Origin of the sequence: Streptomyces sp. BK022 (assembly GCF_004217355.1) — a bacterium.
In the GTDB taxonomy this organism is placed as follows: domain Bacteria; phylum Actinomycetota; class Actinomycetes; order Streptomycetales; family Streptomycetaceae; genus Streptomyces; species Streptomyces griseoluteus.
Map to the genome: position 1 here is coordinate 369,431 of NZ_SHKU01000002.1, position 19,922 is coordinate 389,352.

Annotated in this window: 16 protein-coding genes; 5 read left to right on the plus strand and 11 right to left on the minus strand. The window is 70.1% G+C overall.

Going from position 1 to position 19,922, the window contains the following annotated elements; all coding sequences use genetic code 11:
• Positions 1 to 57 precede the first annotated feature (57 nt).
• The 5 genes from EV284_RS07830 to EV284_RS07850 all read left to right on the plus strand — a co-directional run bounded on the left by EV284_RS07830 (position 58) and on the right by EV284_RS07850 (position 5,812).
• Complete coding sequence (locus EV284_RS07830; RefSeq protein ID WP_130331703.1) at positions 58 to 1,617, plus strand: ABC transporter ATP-binding protein; 1,560 nt, start codon at positions 58 to 60, stop codon at positions 1,615 to 1,617.
• Positions 1,614 to 2,741 (plus strand): ABC transporter permease, encoded by a 1,128-nt coding sequence (locus tag EV284_RS07835; protein WP_130331705.1) that lies wholly within the window; start codon positions 1,614 to 1,616, stop codon positions 2,739 to 2,741. Before EV284_RS07830 ends, EV284_RS07835 begins: the two co-directional genes overlap by 4 nt.
• Positions 2,741 to 4,030 carry an ABC transporter permease gene (locus EV284_RS07840; protein WP_130331707.1) on the plus strand — a complete coding sequence of 430 codons (1,290 nt, stop codon included), beginning with the start codon at positions 2,741 to 2,743 and terminating at the stop codon, positions 4,028 to 4,030. Before EV284_RS07835 ends, EV284_RS07840 begins: the two co-directional genes overlap by 1 nt.
• Positions 4,027 to 4,458: a cytidine deaminase gene (locus EV284_RS07845; RefSeq protein WP_130331709.1), complete on the plus strand. Its 432-nt coding sequence runs from the start codon at positions 4,027 to 4,029 to the stop codon at positions 4,456 to 4,458. Before EV284_RS07840 ends, EV284_RS07845 begins: the two co-directional genes overlap by 4 nt.
• A gap of 70 nt (positions 4,459 to 4,528) precedes the next feature.
• Entirely contained in the window at positions 4,529 to 5,812 is a 1,284-nt protein-coding gene (locus tag EV284_RS07850) for a thymidine phosphorylase (RefSeq protein ID WP_130332940.1), read from the plus strand.
• Positions 5,813 to 6,001: 189 nt separating this feature from the next.
• Here the strand turns inward: EV284_RS07850 and EV284_RS07855 are convergent, their stop codons facing one another.
• From EV284_RS07855 to EV284_RS07905, 11 genes are all read right to left on the minus strand, one after another.
• Positions 6,002 to 7,219 (minus strand): saccharopine dehydrogenase C-terminal domain-containing protein, encoded by a 1,218-nt coding sequence (locus EV284_RS07855; RefSeq protein ID WP_130331711.1) that lies wholly within the window; start codon positions 7,217 to 7,219, stop codon positions 6,002 to 6,004.
• A complete protein-coding gene (locus EV284_RS07860; protein ID WP_130331713.1) occupies positions 7,209 to 8,282 on the minus strand; it encodes a saccharopine dehydrogenase in 1,074 nt (357 codons plus the stop codon). Before EV284_RS07860 ends, EV284_RS07855 begins: the two co-directional genes overlap by 11 nt.
• Positions 8,283 to 8,376: 94 nt before the next feature.
• Positions 8,377 to 9,591 (minus strand): ATP-grasp domain-containing protein, encoded by a 1,215-nt coding sequence (locus EV284_RS07865; RefSeq protein ID WP_130331715.1) that lies wholly within the window; start codon positions 9,589 to 9,591, stop codon positions 8,377 to 8,379.
• 93 nt (positions 9,592 to 9,684) lie between these two features.
• Positions 9,685 to 10,635 (minus strand): cupin-like domain-containing protein, encoded by a 951-nt coding sequence (locus tag EV284_RS07870; RefSeq protein ID WP_130331717.1) that lies wholly within the window; start codon positions 10,633 to 10,635, stop codon positions 9,685 to 9,687.
• A 21-nt stretch (positions 10,636 to 10,656) separates the two neighbouring features.
• A complete protein-coding gene (locus tag EV284_RS07875; RefSeq protein WP_130331719.1) occupies positions 10,657 to 11,397 on the minus strand; it encodes an alpha/beta hydrolase in 741 nt (246 codons plus the stop codon).
• A 2-nt stretch (positions 11,398 to 11,399) separates the two neighbouring features.
• Positions 11,400 to 12,005 (minus strand): GNAT family protein, encoded by a 606-nt coding sequence (locus EV284_RS07880; RefSeq protein ID WP_130331721.1) that lies wholly within the window; start codon positions 12,003 to 12,005, stop codon positions 11,400 to 11,402.
• A 1-nt stretch (position 12,006) separates the two neighbouring features.
• Positions 12,007 to 13,650: an AMP-binding protein gene (locus EV284_RS07885; RefSeq protein WP_165425478.1), complete on the minus strand. Its 1,644-nt coding sequence runs from the start codon at positions 13,648 to 13,650 to the stop codon at positions 12,007 to 12,009.
• On the minus strand, positions 13,643 to 15,649 hold the full coding sequence (locus EV284_RS07890; RefSeq protein ID WP_130331725.1) for a class I tRNA ligase family protein: 2,007 nt from the start codon (positions 15,647 to 15,649) through the stop codon (positions 13,643 to 13,645). Before EV284_RS07890 ends, EV284_RS07885 begins: the two co-directional genes overlap by 8 nt.
• Positions 15,646 to 16,704 (minus strand): FAD-binding oxidoreductase, encoded by a 1,059-nt coding sequence (locus EV284_RS07895; RefSeq protein ID WP_130331727.1) that lies wholly within the window; start codon positions 16,702 to 16,704, stop codon positions 15,646 to 15,648. Before EV284_RS07895 ends, EV284_RS07890 begins: the two co-directional genes overlap by 4 nt.
• Positions 16,701 to 18,020 carry a SidA/IucD/PvdA family monooxygenase gene (locus tag EV284_RS07900; protein WP_130331729.1) on the minus strand — a complete coding sequence of 440 codons (1,320 nt, stop codon included), beginning with the start codon at positions 18,018 to 18,020 and terminating at the stop codon, positions 16,701 to 16,703. Before EV284_RS07900 ends, EV284_RS07895 begins: the two co-directional genes overlap by 4 nt.
• A gap of 129 nt (positions 18,021 to 18,149) precedes the next feature.
• Complete coding sequence (locus tag EV284_RS07905; protein WP_130331731.1) at positions 18,150 to 19,442, minus strand: MFS transporter; 1,293 nt, start codon at positions 19,440 to 19,442, stop codon at positions 18,150 to 18,152.
• Positions 19,443 to 19,922: the final 480 nt, after the last annotated feature.

A 19,922-nucleotide genomic window follows, 5' to 3' on the forward strand; every position in this document is an offset into this window, starting at 1 on the left:
TCGCCGACGCCTGCCCTCCCTCCCCCACGCAGCCCCTTTCCCCGAGGAGAGTGCGCCATCAACGCGTCCAGCCCTCCCGCTGCCGTCGAACTGCGCGGCATCACCAAGCGTTTCCCCGGCGTCGTCGCCAACCGCGACATCGACATCACGGTCCGCACCGGCACGGTTCATGCCCTGTGCGGCGAGAACGGCGCCGGCAAGTCCACCCTGATGAAGATCCTCTACGGCATGCAGCAGCCGGACGAGGGCACCATCACGGTGGCCGGCGAGCAGGTCGTCCTGCACAACCCCGGTGACGCCATCGCGCGCGGCATCGGCATGGTGCACCAGCACTTCATGCTCGCCGACAACCTCACCGTCCTGGAGAACGTCGTCCTCGGCGCCGAGAAGCTCTACGGCATCGCGGGCAAGGCGCGCGCCAAGATCAAGGAGATCTCCGACGCGTACGGCCTGAACGTCCGCCCCGACGTCCTTGTCGAGGCGCTGGGCGTCGCCGACCGCCAGCGCGTGGAGATCCTCAAGGTCCTCTACCGGGGCGCCAAGACCCTGATCCTCGACGAGCCCACCGCGGTCCTCGTGCCCCAGGAGGTCGACGCCCTCTTCGACAACCTGCGCGAGCTGAAGGCCGAGGGCCTCACCGTCATCTTCATCTCGCACAAGCTGGGCGAGGTGCTGTCGGTCGCCGACGAGATCACCGTCATCCGGCGCGGCACGACCGTCGGCACGGCCGAGCCGAGCAGCACGACGCCCAAGCAGCTCGCCGAGCTGATGGTCGGCAGCGAACTGCCCACGCCCGAGACCGAGGAGTCCACGGTCACGGACGTTCCCATGCTGGAGGTCTCCGGGCTGCACCTCGCCCAGAAGGACCTGGACGGCGTGGAGCGGATCATCCTCGGCGAGGTCTCCCTCACCATCCACAAGGGCGAGGTCCTCGGCATCGCGGGCGTGGAGGGCAACGGCCAGTCCGAGCTGGTCGAGGCGATCATGGGCATGCGCGCTCTGGACGCGGGCGTCGTGGTGCTCGACGGCGAGGACATCTCCGCCGTGCCCACTCGCCGCCGCCGCGAGTCCGGCATCGGCTACGTCCCCGAGGACCGCCACCGCCACGGCCTGCTCCTGGAAGCGCCGCTGTGGGAGAACCGCATCCTCGGCCATGTCACCGAGCGCCCCAACTCCCGCCGTGGCCTGATCGACATCAAGGCCGCCCGCGCGGACACCGAGCGGATCGTCGCCGACTACGACGTGCGTACGCCCGGCATCGACGTGACCGCGGCCTCGCTCTCCGGCGGCAACCAGCAGAAGCTGATCGTCGGGCGCGAGATGAGCCACGACCCCAAGCTGCTCATCGCCGCCCACCCCACCCGTGGTGTGGACGTCGGCGCGCAGGCGGCCATCTGGGACTACATCCGCGAGGCCCGCCGCGCGGGTCTGGCGGTGCTGCTGATCTCCGCCGACCTGGACGAGCTGATCGGCCTCTCCGACACCCTGCGGGTGATGTTCCGCGGCCGCCTGGTCGCCGACGCCGACCCCGCGACGATCACCCCCGAGGAGCTGGGCTCCGCCATGACCGGTGCCGCCTCCGGCCACCTGGAGCACACAGAGGACGCCGACCGATGAACAAGCTGACCTCACGGATCGACAAGGAGCGGCTGTTCCTCGGCATAGCCGCGCCGCTGCTCGCGGTCGTCGCCGCGCTCGTGGTCACCGCCTTGGTGATCCTCGCGACCGGCAAGAACCCGGGCGCCGCGTTCAGCGACATGGTGACCTACGGCTTCGCCAGCGACAGCCAGGTCTACATCCTGAACAAGGCGACGACGTACTACCTCGCGGGTGTCGCGGTGGCCATCGGCTTCCGCATGAACCTGTTCAACATCGGTGTCGACGGCCAGTACCGCCTCGCCGCGTTCGTCGCCGCCGTCCTCGGCGGCGCGCTGACCGTGCCCGGCTGGCTGGCCGTCCCGCTGATCATCCTGGCGGCCATGGCGACCGGTGCCCTGTGGGCGGCCATCGCCGGCATCCTCAAGGTGACCCGGGGGGTCAGCGAGGTCATCGCGACGATCATGCTGAACTCGATCGCGACCGCGATCATCGGCTACCTCCTCCAGCCGGGCAAGCTCGGCCACCTCGACGCGGCGGGCACCCTGGTCTCCACCAAGCCGCTGCCCTCCTCGTCCTTCCTGCCGAACTTCAACGCGGGCCCGGCGGGCATGCTGGACAGCCTCATCGTGCTCGCCGTCCTGGTCGGCGTCGCCTACTGGTTCGTCCTCGGCCGCACCCGCTTCGGCTACGACCTGCGCACCGTCGGCCAGTCCGAGTCGGCCGCCGCCGCGAGCGGCGTCAGCGTCAAGAAGATGATCGCCACCAGCATGATCATCTCCGGCGCGGTGGCCGGACTGATCGGCATGCCGACGCTGCTGAACGACGGCCACCAGTTCGACAACAGCTTCCCGGCGGGCATCGGCTTCACCGGCATCGCCATCGCGCTGCTGGGCCGTAACAACCCGGTGGGCATCGCGCTCGGCGCCCTGCTGTGGGGCTTCCTGGAGCGCACCACCAACCACCTGGAGTTCCAGGGCTACGACAAGGAGATCCTCGGCGTGATCCAGGGCGTCATCGTCCTGTGCGTCGTGATCGCCTACGAGGTCGTCCGCCGCTACGGCCTCAAGCGCCAGCAGCAGCGGGTCGGTGCCGAACTCGCCGCCCAGGCCGCCAAGCCGACCGAGATGCAGGAGGTGGCGTGATGACCGCCACGATGACGGACGCGCCGCCGCCCGCGGCGCCCAAGGCCCCGGGCAGCGCGGACAAGCGCTCGGGCCGCTCCACCACCCGGATCTTCCTGATCGTCGCCGGCGCCCTGCTGCTCATCGCCGCCGTGCGCATGGTCACCGGGGCCAACCAGCTCACCTCCGAGGGCCAGGTCAACGCCGCCCTCGGGCTCGCCGTGCCGATCGGCCTCGCCGGTCTGGCCGGCCTGTGGTCCGAGCGGGCCGGCGTGGTCAACATCGGCCTCGAGGGCATGATGATCCTCGGCACCTTCGGCGCGGGCTGGATCGGCTGGCAGTCCAGCCCCTGGCTCGGCCTGCTGTGCGGCATCGGCTTCGGTGTCCTCGGCGGACTGGTGCACGCGGTCGCCACGGTGACCTTCGGGGTCGACCACATCGTCTCCGGTGTGGCGATCAACCTGCTCGCGCTGGGCGCCACGCAGTACCTCGCCAAGCTCTTCTTCGCCGGCGGCCAGGCCGCCGAGGCGGGCGGCAACCCCAAGCAGTCCCCGCCGGTCGACTCCCTCACCGACATCACCGTGCCCGGCCTCTCCGGCGCGCTGCACTCGGTCGAGCAACACCACTGGTTCCTCATCTCCGACATCGCGGGCATCCTCGGCGGTATCGTCACCGACGTGTCCGTGGTGACGATCCTCGCCGTGCTGCTCTTCGTGGGCAGCTGGTGGGTGCTGTGGCGGACCTCGTTCGGCCTGCGCCTGCGCTCCTGCGGCGAGAACCCGGTCGCGGCGGAGTCGCTCGGCGTGAACGTGTACCAGTACAAGTACGCGGCCGTCGCCATCTCCGGCGGTCTCGCCGGCCTCGGCGGTGCCTTCCTCGCGCTGGTCACCTCGCACACGTACCTGGAGGGCCAGACCGGCGGCCGCGGTTACATCGGCCTCGCGGCGATGATCTTCGGCAACTGGCGGCCCGGTGGCCTGGCCATGGGCGCCGCCCTGTTCGGCTACTCCGACGCCCTCCAGCTCCGCAACGGCGGTGTCACCGTGCACGCCCTGCTGCTCCTGCTGGTCGTGCTGCTCGCCGCCCTCGCGGGCTGGAAGCTGTACCGCAAGGCGCTCTGGCAAGGTGTGATCAGCGCGGTCATGGCCGTACTGGTCCTGGCCTGGTACCTGTTCACCGACGAGGTCCCCAGCGACTTCGTCGGCGCCACCCCGTACGTCGTCACGCTGCTGGTGCTGTCGCTCTCCGCGCAGCGGCTGCGGATGCCGAAGGCGGACGGCATGCGGTACCGGAAGGGGCAGGGCAAGTGACCACCGCGACCGGCCCGTCCGGCTCGTCGGGCTCGTCCGACTCGTTCGACTGGGAGAAGCTGCGCGCCGAGGCCCGCGAGGCCATGGCCCACGCCTACGCCCCCTACTCGGGCTACCCGGTCGGCGTGGCCGCCCGGGTCGACGACGGCCGCACGGTCACCGGCTGCAACGTGGAGAACGCCTCCTACGGGCTCGGGCTGTGCGCCGAGTGCGGGCTGGTCTCGCACCTCCAGCGCACCGGCGGCGGGCGCCTGACACACTTCACCTGTGTGGACGGCACCGGCGCCCTCCTCGTGCCGTGCGGCCGCTGCCGCCAGCTCCTGTACGAGTTCGGCGGGCCCTCGCTGCTGCTGGACACCCCCGAGGGCGTCCTCCCGCTCTCCGAGATGCTTCCGCAGGCCTTCGGCCCGGACCATCTCACCAAGTAAGTCCGTGCGGCCCCCCTGCCCGCAGTGCGAGCAGGGGGGCCGCACACCTGCACCTCCCGGAAGGAACTCCCTGGCCATGGACGCCATCTCCGTCATCCGCAGCAAGCGGGACCGCGCCGCACTGACCGACGAGCAGATCGACTGGGTCATCGACGCGTACACCCGCGGCGAGGTCGCCGACTACCAGATGGCCGCCCTCAACATGGCGATCCTGCTCAACGGGATGGACCGCCGGGAGATCGCCCGCTGGACCGCGGCGATGATCGCCTCCGGCGAGCGCATGGACTTCTCCTCGCTGTCCCGCCCGACCGCCGACAAGCACTCCACGGGCGGCGTCGGCGACAAGATCACGCTTCCGCTGGCCCCGCTGGTCGCCGCCTGCGGCGCGGCCGTCCCGCAGCTCTCCGGGCGCGGCCTCGGCCACACCGGCGGCACCCTGGACAAGCTGGAGTCCATCCCCGGCTGGCGGGCGCTGCTCTCCAACGAGGAGATGCTGGCGGTGCTGGACGGCGTCGGCGCGGTGATCTGCGCGGCGGGCGACGGCCTGGCTCCGGCCGACAAGAAGCTGTACGCCCTGCGCGACGTGACCGGCACGGTGGAGGCGATCCCGCTGATCGCGTCGTCCATCATGTCGAAGAAGATCGCGGAGGGCACGGGCTCCCTGGTCCTGGACGTGAAGGTCGGCTCCGGCGCCTTCATGAAGAACATCGAGGACGCCCGTGAGCTGGCCTCCACCATGGTGGGCCTCGGCACCGACCACGGGGTGAAGACGGTCGCCCTCCTCACCGACATGTCCACCCCCCTCGGCCTGACGGCGGGCAACGCGCTGGAGGTCCGCGAGTCCGTGGAGGTCCTGGCGGGCGGCGGCCCGGCGGACGTGGTCGAGCTGACCCTCGCCCTGGCCCGCGAGATGCTCGACGCGGCCGGCCTCAAGGACGCCGACCCGGCCAAGGCCCTGGCCGACGGCTCCGCGATGGACGTCTGGCGCCGCATGATCGCGGCCCAGGGCGGCGACCCGGACGCGACCCTCCCCGTGGCCCGTGAGCAGCATGTGGTCACGGCCCCCGCCTCCGGCGTCCTCACCCGCCTCGACGCCTACGACATCGGCATCGCCGCCTGGCGCCTGGGCGCGGGCCGCGCCCGCAAGGAGGACCCGGTGCAGGCCGGCGCGGGCGTGGAACTCCACGCCAAGCCGGGCGACACGGTCGTCGCGGGCCAGCCCCTGCTGACCCTCCACACGGACACCCCGGAGCGCTTCTCCTACGCCCTGGAGGCGACGGAGGGCTCGTTCGACATCGTCCCTGCCGGGACGGCGTTCACGGCTTCGCCGGTGGTGCTGGGGCGGGTGGACTGAGCGGAGGGACCCCTTCGTCCGGGACGAAGGGGCCGTGGGTTCACATCCCGCCACCCCGAGGGTGACGTACCGGCTCAGGGGCCTGATCCGCTTGGCGGGTCGGGCCCCTGAGCGGTTCCTGGGGTCGTTCTGGGAGCCACCCCGGCCGGCCCGCTCGGCATCGGTGACGGGAAGAGGGGTGTCCTTGCCTCACGCTTTCGCGGGCCGGTATGCCGGGAAGAGATCCTCGGGCGAGGTTTGCGCGTCCTCGGATCCGAAGCCGCGGATGTGCAGCCCGTGGCCGTCAAGAAAGCGCAGCCACCGGGCGGCCTCGTCCGCCGACTCCGCCGCGCGGTGCAGACCTGCCGACAGCGCACCGTCCAGCAGGCGGGTCAGCCCGAAGGCCAGCGGCAGGGACACGCACTTCGCCATCGCGCTCTCCTGCTCGTCGCCGGTCACGTCCAGCAGCTGCCCGCCGCGCCACCGGGTGCCGCCGTCGGGCCCGCGGAGCTCCAGGGCGACGGAGAGCACCACCCGGTCCCGGTCGGCCGCCCCCGTCGGATACCGGTCCGCCAGCTCCTTGGCGAGCGCCCGTATCCGGGCCTCGTCCCGGGTCCGCACGGTCGCGAAGACGTCCGACCAAGCCGCGCGCCAGCCCGCGTTGCGCAGCGTGCCGCGGACGAAGGTGTCCAGGTGCCAGCGCTCGGGGAAGCCGTACTGGGTGACGAACGGCACGCTGTCGCGGTTGGGGTAGACCTCGAACTCCTCGCCTGCCAGAACTAGTTGCCGGGTCGCCTCCCAGGGATGCCGGGCAGTGCGTTCGAGGCCGCCGTCGACATAGCGGGCCGGCGAGCCGAGCGCGGCCAGCACCCCGTACGGCGCCCAGCTGAAGCGGTAGCGGAAGTCGTTCGGCACGGCCGGGACGCCGCCGCAGTACGAGGTGAAGGCCACGCCCGCCGCGGAGTCGCCTGCCTCCCGCCGGGCCCGCTCCACCAGCTGATGTGCCATCAGGTGATCGATACCGGGATCGAGACCGGCCTCGGTCAGGACGGTCAGGCCGGCGGCGGCCATCTCTTCCGCCGGCACGCTCAGCTCGTCCGACACGTAGCTGGTGCAGGCGAAGTGCGCCCCACGCGCGGCGGCCAGCCGCAGCAGACCCGGGTGCTCGGCGGCGGGCAGCATCGAGACGACCACGTCGCCCGCGTGCACTTCGGCCGCCAGAGCGGCCGGGGACAGCGCCCGCACCTCGGCGCGGCCGGCCAGCCCCAGGCTCGCGAGTCTGCGCTCGGCGCGTTCGGTGGTGCGGTCCCACAGCACTACGCGCTCGGCGTGATCGCACAGCAGGGCGAGACCGGTCCGCCCGGTCGACAGACCGGTGCCGATCCAGTGGACGGTGCCGCTGGCGGCGATCGGAGCCTCATTCGGCATGGGCGGTCTCCTCGGCGGGGGGAAGGTGGGCGGAATCGACCGCGTCCTCGAAAAGGCGCAGAGCGCGCTTCCAAGGGGAGGCGTCGCCGTTCAGATCCAGCAAGTGAGGGTGGAGTTCTGCCGAGAAGGCGTGACTGGCCTCCAGCGGCAGCAACGAGGGCAGGTTGTCGATGGCGATGAGGTCCACCGGACGCTCGCCGTCACGCAGCCGCAGCACGGGCCGTTCCCAACTGGTGGTGCTGGTGTAGACCGGCAGCACATTGCACTCGGAGGTCACGTCGCAGGTCACGTCCACGACGACGCGGATGCGGCGCCGCGGGTCGTCGAGATCCTCCGGGGTCAGGAACGGCGGCACCGGCCGGTTCACCAGGACCGTGTTCACCAGGACGTCGTGCCCGAGCAGCGCCTCGCGGTCCAGGTCCCGGGTCTCGGCCACGTCCCAGCGGACCGGGCTGAGGCCGGCGGTCTCCAGCGCGTCGCACGCGCCCCGGCCGCTGCGGCCCAGGGCCCCGATCACCAGCGCGTCGCCACCGGCCCCGGCGCCCCGCCGCAGGCGGTCGTCCAACTCGTCCCGATCCAGGGTGCTCAGGGGAACGGGCAGTTCGTCGCGCCGGTGCAGCACCGCGAGCGCCGCACCCACGTAGCCGGCCCAGTAGCCGAACGCGGCCAGCCGTCTTCCGGAGTCGTCGGTGAGGTACTCCAGGTCCAGCAGCGCGCCGCCGCCCGCCGCGAACCGGGCGAGCAGCTCGTCGGCCCGCGCCTGCCCCTTGTAGGCGTGGCCGAAGAAGATGTGGCGGTGCCTCAGGGCGCCGGGCGCGTCGGGTAGCTCCTTCAGACCCAGGATGTGCTGGTCCCCGGGCGCGTCGACCCAGCTTCCGGCCGGTGCCGTCCGGCACCCCGCACGGACGTACTCGGCGAGCGGGAACACCCGCTGGGGCGACTCCTCCACCGTGATCTGCACGCCCTGGCTCACCAGACGGGCGGCGTGCTCCGGCACGAGGGGTGCGCGACGCTCGCTCGCTCGGGTCTCGTGCCGCATCCACACGTGGGGCAGGTCCGACATCGGTTGGGTTCCTTCCTGATGGGGACGCCGGTCGGGAAAGGGGCGTCGCGGGGGCCGGCCTGCCAAGCCCTTCCGGGCCCGGGGGCCGCGGCTCTCAGACCGGCGCGTCCAGGAGCGGCTCGGACTTGACCCGGACCAGGTCACGCGCCCTCTCGGCGTTGGCGACGGCCTGGACCGCATCCTCCCCGGTGCACAGGACATAGCCCTGGCGCGCGGCGGAGGAGGTGAGGGCGCCGAGCTCCTGACCAGCCTCGAGTGCACACTGCACTCTGATCACACCGGCGGCGTTCTGGGCCTCCGCGACACCCTCCACGCCCACGATCCGTATGTCCTCGTACGAGAAGAAGCGGATCGCCGCCGCGGGCGCCACCGGCGTGCGCCCCGGACGCGGAAGACCGAGCAGCGTGGTGACGGTCTCCGTTATCAGGTCGACGCCGCTCACCATCTCGCACAGCTCCCAGATCTGGTCGCCGCCGGCCCGGGTCTGCGCCTCGATGAGCCGGGGACCGGCCGCCGTGAGCCGCAGCTCGGTGTGGACCGGGCCGTCCTTCTGCTCGATGAGCGTCAGGAACTCCGTCACAAGCAGCTCGATCGCGGAGCGCGTCGCCTCGTCGAGCCGCGCGGGCATCTGGTGCCCGGTCTCCACGAAACGCGGCAGCCGCGTGGTCACCTTCTCGGTGATGGCGGCGATCTCGTGCCGCCCGCCCGCGGAGATGGACTCGACGCTGAACTCGGGACCGGTCAGGAACTCCTCGACGAGGATGACGGGTCCGTCGGTGGCCCGCCGGGTCCACTCCCAGCGCTCGGCGACCTCCTCCTCCGTCTCCGCCAGGAACACGCCCTCGCTGAGCCCGCCGTCACGGGGCTTGAGCACGACGGGCGACCCGCCCAGCTCCCGCATGAACCGCAGGGCGTCGTCGGGCGTGGCGCACAGGCGGTGCCGGACGGGGCTCAGCCCGTGCCGGTCCAGCAGCTCCCGGGTCCTGGTCTTGTCCCTGGTCAGCTCCACCGCCGTCAGGTTGTCCCCCGGGATGCCCAGGGCGCGGGCGCACCGCGAGGCCGGGTACAGCCCGTACTCGGTGAAGGAGACCACCGCGTCGAAGGGGTCGACCGAGTGCCAGGCGCGCGCCACCGCCAGTACCTCGTCGAGGTTCCGGTAGTCGAGGACGGCATAGTGGGAGGCGTTCGTGAACTGCCTTTCCGTGACGCGCTCCGGGATCTGCATGATGGAGTAGCGCACGCCGAGCTTCTCCAGCTTGTCCAGCTCGATGCCGGGTGCCCCGACCAGCAGCACGTGTTTCTGTGTCACTTCCGCTCGATTCCCTCACGTCGTGATGAAGAGCCGGCCCCGCCGTGGGCGGGGCCGACTCACCCGGCCACCGGCCGGGTCGCGTCCCTCCGGTTACGGACGCAGCCGGGACAGGTCGATGTTCATGCGGTTCGCCCAGGCGCGGCTGCGCATCAGCACCACGTCGAAGAGCTCGGGGTGCGTCCGCTTGACCTCGTCCGGGTTGAGGGCCAACGCCAGCAGCTCGCCCATGCGCTGGCGGATGTGCGTCCGCAGGTTCGCCTCGTCGAGGCACTTGCGGCCCAGTCCGATCGAGTCGCTCAGCAGCTCGATGCGGTGGTACCAGTTCGCCGGCAGATAGACCACGTCACCGGGCTTCAGCGTGAACTGCATGAGCTCGGTGTCGGGCGAGTCGCACAGCGCCTTCCAGCCCTCCGCGGTGTCGGCGCGAAGCTCGGCCTTGGGCCCCATGACGTACCAGAGCTTCTCACCGACGATCTGCGCGTGCATCACGTCGACGGTGTACGAGTCCTGGTGGAGTCGGGTCACACCGCCCTTCTGGCCCAGCCACAGCTGGTGATTGGTCGACGGCGCGTCCCCGTACAGGTTGCGCCGGAAGTCGTACTGCGCGATGTCCATCTCGGGCATGTCGTCAGCCAGCTCGGGAGCGGTGGTCTGGTAGTACCACTCCTGAAGGTAGATGGGCGTCGCGCCGTCGCCCTCGTTCTCCTTCAGCATCGTGACGAACTCGGCGACGGTCGCCTCGCGGGCCGCCTTGGTGTTGTAGCTGTCCACGATCACGCGGACGGACCCGCAGCGTTCGGCGAGGTGGTCGAAGGACCACTTCTGCACCGAGGGCCAGTCCTCTACGAAGCCCTCCAGCACGACCGGACGCATCTGGTGGCGGTACTCGCGCTCGAACTCCTCGAGCGTGAGCCCCTTGCGGCGCTCCAGTTGCGGTGCGCTCTTCACCACCTCCGAGAGCGGGCCGGTATGGAAGGCCCGCTCGACGGCCGCGAGGCTGTCCAGGTCGTGCCGTCGCAGAATGTTGGGCTCGGACTCCATGCTTGTTCCTCCCCTTGCTGACTAACGGATGCTGTCGGTCACGATGCCGCGTACGGCTTCCAGCACTTCGGTCTTCGCGGCCCCCTGGTCCGGAAGCCACCGGTGGATGAAGTGATCACAGTCGAGCCAGATCACCCGGCGCGAGCGGGCCTTCGTGGCGTGTTCGAGGTAGCCGTCGATCGTGTCCGCGGGCACCACCTGGTCCTTGCCGGCGCCGATGATCAGCAGATCGCCGTCGAACTCCTCGAGGCCGGCGAAGGCCGGGGAGTCGGCGTGGTTGCCGGGACGGGTGCCTTCGCCGAAGGTCTGGTCGGCCGCGTCCGCCGGGTAGGCGGCCGGGCAGAAGAGCACCAGGGCGCGGGGCTTCAGCTGAGGCACGCTCCACGACGCGAGATGCGAACCCATGCTCGTGCCGATGAGCACGGGACGCCGCTCGTCGCCCAGCAGCTCGGCCGCCGCCAGGGACTCCTCCTTGCGGCGACGCAGGGTGGCTTCCGTCATCACCCCGGTGCTGTCACCGTTGCCCGAGAACTCGAAGGTCACGGACGAGTGGCCGTGCGCCGCCAAGTCGTCCAGCAGGTAGCGGATGGCGTGCCGGGTAGCGGTGGGGCCCAGCCCGTGCAGGTGGATGACGTCGGGCGCGGTGTCATGCGCGGCGTGGACCGTGGTGGCCGCCAGCCGGTGGTCGCCGACGTCGAAGAACGTGTCCACGGTCGCCGGAACGGCCTGGCCGGCCCGCGCCGGATCGTTGATGAGGGACACGTTCAGGCCCCCGTGTCGTGGGCGAGCGCGGCGAACCGCTCCTTGCGGAGGGCCGGCCACTCGTCGCGCAGGATGCTGTAGTAGACGACATCGCGTCGACGTCCGCCGGGCATGTAGTTGAAGCTGCGCAGGACGCCCTCCTCGTGCGCGCCCAGCCCGGCCAGGCCCTTGCGGGCCACGGTGTTCAGCACGTCGGTCTTGAATTCGACGCGCTCGCACTCCAGGACGTCGAAGGCGTGGTCCAGCAGGGCGAGCTTCGCCGCCCGGTTGACGCCGGTGCCCCGCATGGCCGTGGCCACCCACGACCATCCGATCTCCAGCCGGCGGTCGGCCTTGGCCAGATTCCCGTAAGCGCTGCTGCCGACGATCCTGCCGCTGTCCCGGTCGATGATCGCGAAGACGTTGCGCACGCCGGTGAGCGTGTCCTTGATCGCGCCCTCCAGGAAGAGGTCGAGGTCGGCGGGCGTCTCGATCCGGCTCACGAAGTAGCGCCAGATCTCCTCGTCGTAGACGACGCGCTCGAACTCGGCGCGGTCGGTGACCCGGACGCGGCGCAGTTCCACCCGCTCGTTGGAAAGGACGACATCCGGAAGGTTTTCCCAGCTCACGTTAGTTTCCTTTTGGTTCCGCGGGTTCGGGCTCGGCCCCTGACGCCACGATGACGAGTGGGTGCTCCGCCGAAGGGGCGGTCCCGGACCCGGAGTGGTTCTGGTAGATGCGGGACAAGTCGTCGGCGTGACGCTGATGGATGTCCCGCCGCCTTGGTTTGAACTGCGTCGTCAGCAGGCCGTTCTCCATCGAGAACTGCTCCGCCGCGATCACGATGCCGTGGATCTTCCCCTCGTCCTTCTGGCCCGTGTTGACCTCGGCCACGTGCCGGCTCAGCGCGGCCAGGTCCGGTGCGGGGGACGCGGGTGAGATGACGACGGAGAGGAAGTCCTTCCCGTTGCCGTAGAGCACGCAGTCGTGCACCGCGGGATGCCGCCGGATCTCCTCCTCGATCGGCGGCGCCAGGACGTTGTAGCCGAGGCCGACGGTGAGGATGTCGTCCACGCGGCCGTGGATGAAGAGGAAGCCGTCCTCGTCGATGTGACCGACGTCGTACGTCTTCACCTCGCCGGTGGGCAGGAACATCTTCTCGTTGACCCCCGGAGCGCACCACGTGTAGCGCTGGTTCACCGGGTGCCTGCTGCCGACGATCAGGATGCCGTCGCGGTCGAACCTGACCGTCTTGTTCGGCAGGACCTTGCCGACGCTGCCCAGGCGGAAGGCGCCCGGGTGGTTCTTCGCCACGATGCAGGTCTCGTTGAGCCCGTAACCCTCGTAGAGCGGCACCCCGCCCTCGTTGAAGAACTCCAGCACCGTGCGGCTCGCCGGGGCGGAGCCGGTCCACAGGTAGCGGACGCGCCCGCCGAGTTCCGCCTGGATGAGCTCCCGCCGCTTGTCCGCGTCGGTCGGCAGGCCCCTGGCCTCCAGTCGGGCCCTCACCCCTTCGTAGAACCCGGGAACGCCCATGATGACGGTCGGAGACGCCGCCTGTGCCAGTTCCACGGCGTCGTCGATGCGGGCGATGGTCACGTCGTGGCCGCGTACCAGTGCCGAATAGATCCAGTAACGCTGCTGCAGGAACCAGTTGCCCAGGAACGTCAGCAGGTTGTCGCCGTCGCCGTGGGCGAACACCCGCTGCACCTCGTGCAGGGAGCTGTTCACGCTGGCGACCGTGACCTCCAGGCCCTTGGGGCTCCCGGTGCTGCCGGAGGTGAACTTGACGGAGAGGATGTCGGCGGGGTCGTACCCCTCGTGGAAGGGGAGTTCGCCGTGATGGGAGAAGTCGTCGGCCCACGCGGCGACACGGGCCATGTCCTGCCGCGCGCCGCCGTCACCGGCGTCCTCGGTGAACAGCAGCTTCAGGCCGTAGTCCTGGAGCACCCGATCCGCGTCGAAGCGTCCGGGTTCGAAGCCCGCGGTGATGGCGCCGAGCTTGATGAGGGCGAGATCGAGCAGCACCCATTCCAGGCTGTTGCGGGAGAGGATGCCGACGCGGTCCCGCGCCTGTACGCCGAGAGCGCGCAGGTGGTGGGCGACGTTGACGGCCCGGGCGTCGACTTCGGCCAGGGTGAGGGAGCGCAGCTCGCCCGCGACGTGGTGGTGCAGACGGTGCCGTGTGTCCGTGTTCGCCACGAGCGAGAGGGTGTTGACGACATCGATGACCGGCTCACCGGCGGTGTCGGCTCCCGCGATCTCGTCAGACACCGGCTTCCTCCGGTGTCCCGGCCGGGCGGAAGAAGACCGCGTCGGTGAGCCGGACATTCGTACCGGCGGGCAGCAGCTCCACCGTGCTCGGCCACACGCCGGCCTCGGCCAGGCCGAGAGCAGCCGCCAGCCGCTCCGCGAACCGGGGCATGACCGGGGCCGCGGCGAGCGCCAGCAGCCGGGCCGCGGCCAGCTCCAGGGCGACGGTGGTCCTGGTGTGGTCGTCCCAGCGGTCGACGCCGGCCACGGCGTACTCGGCTCCGGTGAACCGCCGTACGTCCTCGACCACGCCGTTCAGTTCCTCCGCCGCCTGGTTCAGCGAGAAGCCGTCCTGGCCGAGGCTGCGGGTCACGGCGGCCAGCCGCACGGTGAGCCGGTCCAGGAACGCCGTCTGCTCCGGCGTCCACACTCCGGCGTCCGGTGCCTGGCCGCCGTACCCGTCGGCGACCCGAGTGCCCAGTTCGTTCAGCCAGCTCTGCCAGCCGCCGATCAGCGTGTCCCTGAGCACCGTGTCGTAGACGGCGGGATCGAAGTTGGTGCGCCGCCCCTCCGGGCGGGTCAGGGAGAGGAAGAACCGGACCGCGTCGACACTGTCGGCGCTGAGCACGTCCTTGCCCCACACCGCGTGCCTGCGGCTGGTGGAGAACTTCTGCTGCTCCAGCAGGTAGAACTCGTTGACGTGGTAGTCGATGTCCGGCTCCCAGCCGGGGTGGGCCAGTTTGTAGAGCACGGGGTAGAGCAGCGAGTGGTAGAAGCTGTTGTCGTACCCGAAGAAGTGCACGATCTTCCAGTCCTGCTGCGGTGCCCCGGCCCGCCAGTCCCTGTCCAGGCCGCGCCCCAGCGCCTCGATGCCGTGCAGGAAGCCGTACGACATCTCCGGCCACACCCAGATGACCTGGTCCTCGCCGCCCGCCTCGGCGGGCGCCACTCCCCACTGGGAAGGATGCGTGAGCGGCAGGTCCAGCTGTGGCCGCGCGAAGACACGGTGGGCGAGCTCGCGCAGTCGCGCCGGGACCCGCCCCAGGCTGTGGTGGGCGGCGACCTCGTCGGCGAACTCGTGCAAGGGGAGGCAGTAGCGGGCGACGTCGTCGCGCCGGGGAGCCTCGCCGGAGCGCCGGGTCCGCGGGTCCGCCAGGTCCGCGCAGACGTTGGGCTCGCCGCACTCCTCGCAGATGTTGCCGTTGGTCGGCTGCCCGCAGCCGGGGCAGCCGCCGGCGACGCCGACCTCGTAGAGGTAGTCGCCCGTCTCGGCATCGAACAGCGCGGGCGTCTCGCGCAGGGCCACCCGCCCGGACGCCGCCACCCGGGAGAAGAACGCGCGGAGCCCGTCCTGGTAGGTGGCGTCCGTGTCGGTGGCGGTGTACTGATCGGGCCGGATGTCCATCAGCGCGAGGGTGGCGGCGATCTCGGCCGAGAAGTGGGCGGCGGTCTCGGCCGGCTTCCGGCCGTCGCGCCGCGCACGGTCGACCACATAGCTCTGGTAGTCGTCACTGCCGGTGAGGTGCCAGGCATCGACCCCGTTCATGCGCTGGAAGCGCACGTAGGCGTCGGCACCCAGGTACGGGCCGGACAGGTGGCCGAGGTGGAGGTCGCCGTTGGGCGTCGGGGGAGTGGAGAAGACGAAGACCGGGCGCTGCCCGAAGCGCCGCCGCTCCGCCGCTCCCGCACCGGCCGCCCGGACCGCGCGGGCGGGATCGCGCCAGTACAGGTCGAAGAAGACGAGATCCTCCGTGCCCACGTTCTCGATGACATGGGTCTCGAACGGCTCGAACATGGCGACCACGCCGGGTCCCACGGGGGTGCGCTCGCCGTCCACCACGAGCTCGCCCGTGCCCTTGACGATGACGAAGACCTCGATCTCGTCGTGCTGGTGCGCGTCGCTTCTGCCTCCCGGCACGACCCGGCCCCAGCCGGCGCCCGGGCCGAGGCCGGTGACCGTGCTCATGTCGATGCCGAACGCGGCGGACAGATCGTCGGGGGCGAAGTGGTGGACTTTCACGCTGATTTCCTTTGTCCGGGGAGGATCCGCAGCAGATCGGCGGTCTCGGCGGCGATGGCGGGGGCGAGTCGGTAGCCGGACCCGTTGGCCGCGCCCGCGAAGACGACGCGTGCGCTGTCGTCGAGGGCACGCACGAGCGGTTCCCGGGTGGGGCTGTAGGCGTCGCAGAAGACGCGGCCCGATGTGGCGCGCGCGGCCAGGCCCGGCGCGTAGCGCTCGAGGCACGCGCGCGCCTCGGCCAGATGGGCCGCCGAGATCCCCTCGGCGATGTCGTCGGGCTCCACGTCCCATTCCTGGCACGTGTAGCTGAAGAGCCAGTGGCCGCGGTGGTGCAGCGGGAGCAGGAAGGCGTCCTCGTCCTCGAACACCACGGCGCCGGCGTGCGCTTCCGGTACCCCGTCGACGTGCAGGGCGATGACCTTCTTCACCCGGGCGCCTAGCGGCTCGACCAGCGAACGCCACGCCGGGTCGGCGAGCCAGGGACCGGGTGCGAGCACGGCCTTGGACGCGCTGAACGACTCACCGGTGGAGAGCCGCAGCGTCACCGCGGCGGAGCCGGGCTCGACCGCGGTGACCCTCGTCCCCTCGCGGAAGGCGACCCGCGGGCGCAGGTGCCGGGCCAGGGCTTCGGTGAGCGCCCCGACATCGGCGTAATGGCAGCCCCGGCCGGTCCAGACCGACGTCCCCCGGGGCACAGTGATCAGCCCGCCGTGGACGTCCTGCGCCGGCGTGAGGCCGGCCCGACCGAGGTAGGTGCGCTCGACGCCCGCGGCGTTCGAGGAGAGGACGCTCAGGGCCAAGGGGTGGATGGGCAGGGACGGTTCGTCGCCGAGCAGCTCCTCGTAGGACGTCTGGCTGAGGTCCGCCATCTCCCGGACCCGTGGTGTCGTGCCGCGGGGGAAGTGCAGCCCGGCCGATCGTCTGGTGGCGCCGCAGGCCACGACATCCCGGTCGATGACGGCCACTCGGCTCTGCGGCGCACGCGTCGTTATCTCGCGGGCGATGAGACAGCCGATGACGCCACCGCCGATGACGGCGATGTCGGCGTCGGTCATCCGTGCATCTCCCGCATCGTCTCGGGGACCTCGGGCTTGGCCGCCCATTCGATGAAGGAGTCCAGTTGGTCGTCCTTGCGGACGCCGCGTATCCGCTCGGCGATCCGCTGGCTCCGCCAGGCGATGAGGCTCAGGTTGCGGTCCGCCAGGCCGCGCTGCTGAGGAGCGGCGTTGTGGACGAAGATGTTGCGGTCGGCCGGGCCGTCCCACTGCACGGCGAAGCTCTTGTCGATGCGGAGTTCGCCGTCCTCCCGCTGCAGACGGTCCGCGACGGGCTCGAGGACGGTCATCGGCGCGGGCCGGAAGCCGGTCGCCCAGATGATCACATCGGCCTCGACGTTCGTGGCCACGCCGGGGTGGTCGATGTCCCGGATCTCGACGGACCAGTCGCCCGCCGTGCCCCGCCTGACGTTGGTGACCTCGCGGCCGGGCAGCAGCGAGAAGAGATCCTCGTTGCCCTCGGTGAACCGGTGGATGTAGATGCGCTGGTAGATCTCGCGCAGCGTGGAGCCGGAGATGCCGTCGCTCGTCAGTACGTGGTCGGCGTTGAGCTTCTGGCGGATCGCCTTGTCGAGGAGGGCGAAGTGGTCCGAATAGCCGGGCATGTAGAAGTCGTTGGTGAACGGCGTGTCATCGATGGGGAAGTAGTTGCGGCGCCGGGCGATCCAGGACACACGCCGCGGTCGCTCCCCGGGGGGGCGGGAGATGAGGTCGAGGAACGCCTCCGCGCCCGACTGGCCTCCGCCCACCACGCACACGCGCTTCCCGCCGAGGCTCCGCGCCTTCTCCACGACGTCGCAGACGTGGAACTGGTCGTCGCCGAGCAGGTCCATGGCCACGGGCGGGACCCACGGGCTGGTGCCCATGCCGATGGAGACGTTGTCGGCGGTCACTGTCCGGCGGTCGGTCTCCACCACGAAGGTCTTGTCGAAGTCGACGGAGAGCACCCGCTCTCCGAAGACGACGTTCTCGTTCCGTTCGCACACCCAGTTCAGGTAGTTGCGGTACTCCCTGCGGGGCATCGCGTCGAACTGCGCGTTGATGAAGTGGTAGATCTTGCCCTGGTCGTGCAGGTACGACAGGAACGAGAACTGGTTGATGGGATCCGCGAGGCTCACCAGGTCCTTGAACATCGACACCTGGAGCGTGGTGTCCGGCAATTGCTGCCCGTCGTGCCAGGTGAAGAACTGCTTCTGGTCGAGGAAGAGAGTGGGGATCGCCGTGTCGCCGTACAGGAGGGACGCAAGGCTCAGATTGGCGGGTCCGGCACCGACCCCGATGCAGCCGTAATGTTGGTCGTCTTTGATCCTGCGCATGGTTGATACCCCTGGATAGTGAACTCGCTGGCCGGCCCCGCAGGGCCCCGGACGCACACCAACTGCAGGTCGAATGGTTGTCACGTCGACTCGCAGAGTTGACGGAGTTTTGACTAGACGTGTGATCGACTAGGGACGTGGAGGGGTGGGAATCCCCAATTCAGGTGCACCTGAATCGGTGGGTTCCTTATCGACGAGTTGGGGCCTTCGAGCTGCCGCAGCCGCGACCGGCCGTACCGCCATTCCAGTCAGAAGAAATACGGCGGCGAGCACTGCCCACCCGGCTGTTCCGTTGTTGATGACGCCCACCGTCATCAAAAGAGGCCCCACGGCTACTTGGACGCTGGAACCGATGTGAAAGGTTGCCAGGTATTCGACCCGGGAACGAGTGGGCGCGAGCCCGAAGGACAGACTCCATTGCGCGGCGGACTGGAACATCTCCCCGAAGGTGAGAAGGACGATGCCGGCCAGGAGTACGACTGTCACCTCGACCGCGGAGTGGGCGTACGCGGCCGCCGCGAAGCAGGCGCAGGACAGGGCCAGGGCGACGCCGGCTCTGCGCATGGCCGTGATGCCCCCGGTCACCTTCTCCGTACCGCGCGCCACCCTGACCTGGAGCAGGATGGCGATCACGGTGTTGACCACCAGGAGGATCGCGACGAGCGAGTCGTCGGCCCGGGTGTGTGTGGTGATCCAGAGGGGGACGCCCACGCTGAGCAGCGCCATGTGGAGCAGCATCAGTGCGTTGACTCCTGTGGCCGCCGTGTACCACCGGTCGCGCAGCGCCGGCAGGCGCAGCGAGGAGACGCCCCTGGAAGAGCGGGCGGACCGGTCGGCGGGCCGAAGCCGCAGGAAGGCCAGCAGCGTCGCGGACAGGATGAAGGAGACGGCGTCGCCGATCATGATGGTCAGGAACGAGGATCGGGTGCCGATCTGGATGGCGAGCGCCGCGAGGAGCGCGCCGCCCGTGTAGCCCACGTTGTAGACGACCCGGAATCTGGCGGCCATGGCGTTGCGGGACTCCTCGCCGACCACCTGCTCCACGAGCGCCTGGCTCATGGGCCGGGCCGACTGCTCCGCGATCCCCAGCAGTCCGGCGACGACCATGAAGGAGACGAAGCCGTCCACCAGGACGTAGGAGGCGAAGCCCGCGGCGCAGCACAGATGGAGCAGCATAAGCACCGCCCGGGGACTCCACCTGTCGGCGAGTCTGCCGAAGGGGATGGGGCCGAGGATGCCGAGCACGCCTGCTACGGAAAGACCCAGACCCACCTGGCTGGTGGAGAGGCCCACGATCCTGGTGAAGAACAGCGCCGACCCCGCCAGATAGAGGCCGGTCCCGGTGGCATCGACGAGACCGACGAGCAGCAGCCCGGCGCCGCTGCGATTGACCGCGAGTCTGCGTATGAAGGTGTCACTCACGCTCTGTCACCCATCGCGAGTGGTGACAGAGGGCGTGACGGACCTGTGTGGCTAAGTGTGCTCGTCTCACTTTGAATCCCCCGTTGAGCCCTGACCGCGCCGTGCCCGATCGACTTCCACTGTGAGCAGCGGCCCCACTGTACCGATATGGTTTGGCACCCACAAGAATTATTTACGGCTGCCGGAAGGCGCTTTCTGTCGGTGCTTGTTCGTGGTGGCTTCACCGACGAAACGTCGGGCCATCAGGCCGGTTATCGCGAAGTGGATCACGGCTTCGGGGCTGGCAGAGGTCCCGTGATCGAGCGACCAGATACATCTCCGCCACGTACTTGAGTCCTCGCAAAGCCCCCCTGTGGCGTCATCCGCGACGCGACGTCAACGTAGGGGTGGGCCGAGTGCGTGTCAAGCGTTTTGACGATTCGTCAATGCCCGTAGAGTGCGTCAAATGGTCTTCGACTGAGCGGGTTTGTCCCGATTGCG

Bases quoted from the DNA above. Each gene is read 5' to 3' on its own strand.
- EV284_RS07860 (WP_130331713.1), bottom strand. From the start codon at position 8,282: ATGTCGGACCTGCCCCACGTGTGGATGCGGCACGAGACCCGAGCGAGC.
- EV284_RS07870 (WP_130331717.1), bottom strand. From the start codon at position 10,635: ATGGAGTCCGAGCCCAACATTCTGCGACGGCACGACCTGGACAGCCTC.
- EV284_RS07900 (WP_130331729.1), bottom strand. From the start codon at position 18,020: ATGCGCAGGATCAAAGACGACCAACATTACGGCTGCATCGGGGTCGGT.
- EV284_RS07835 (WP_130331705.1), top strand. From the start codon at position 1,614: ATGAACAAGCTGACCTCACGGATCGACAAGGAGCGGCTGTTCCTCGGC.
- EV284_RS07855 (WP_130331711.1), bottom strand. From the start codon at position 7,219: ATGCCGAATGAGGCTCCGATCGCCGCCAGCGGCACCGTCCACTGGATC.
- EV284_RS07840 (WP_130331707.1), top strand. From the start codon at position 2,741: ATGACCGCCACGATGACGGACGCGCCGCCGCCCGCGGCGCCCAAGGCC.
- EV284_RS07895 (WP_130331727.1), bottom strand. From the start codon at position 16,704: ATGACCGACGCCGACATCGCCGTCATCGGCGGTGGCGTCATCGGCTGT.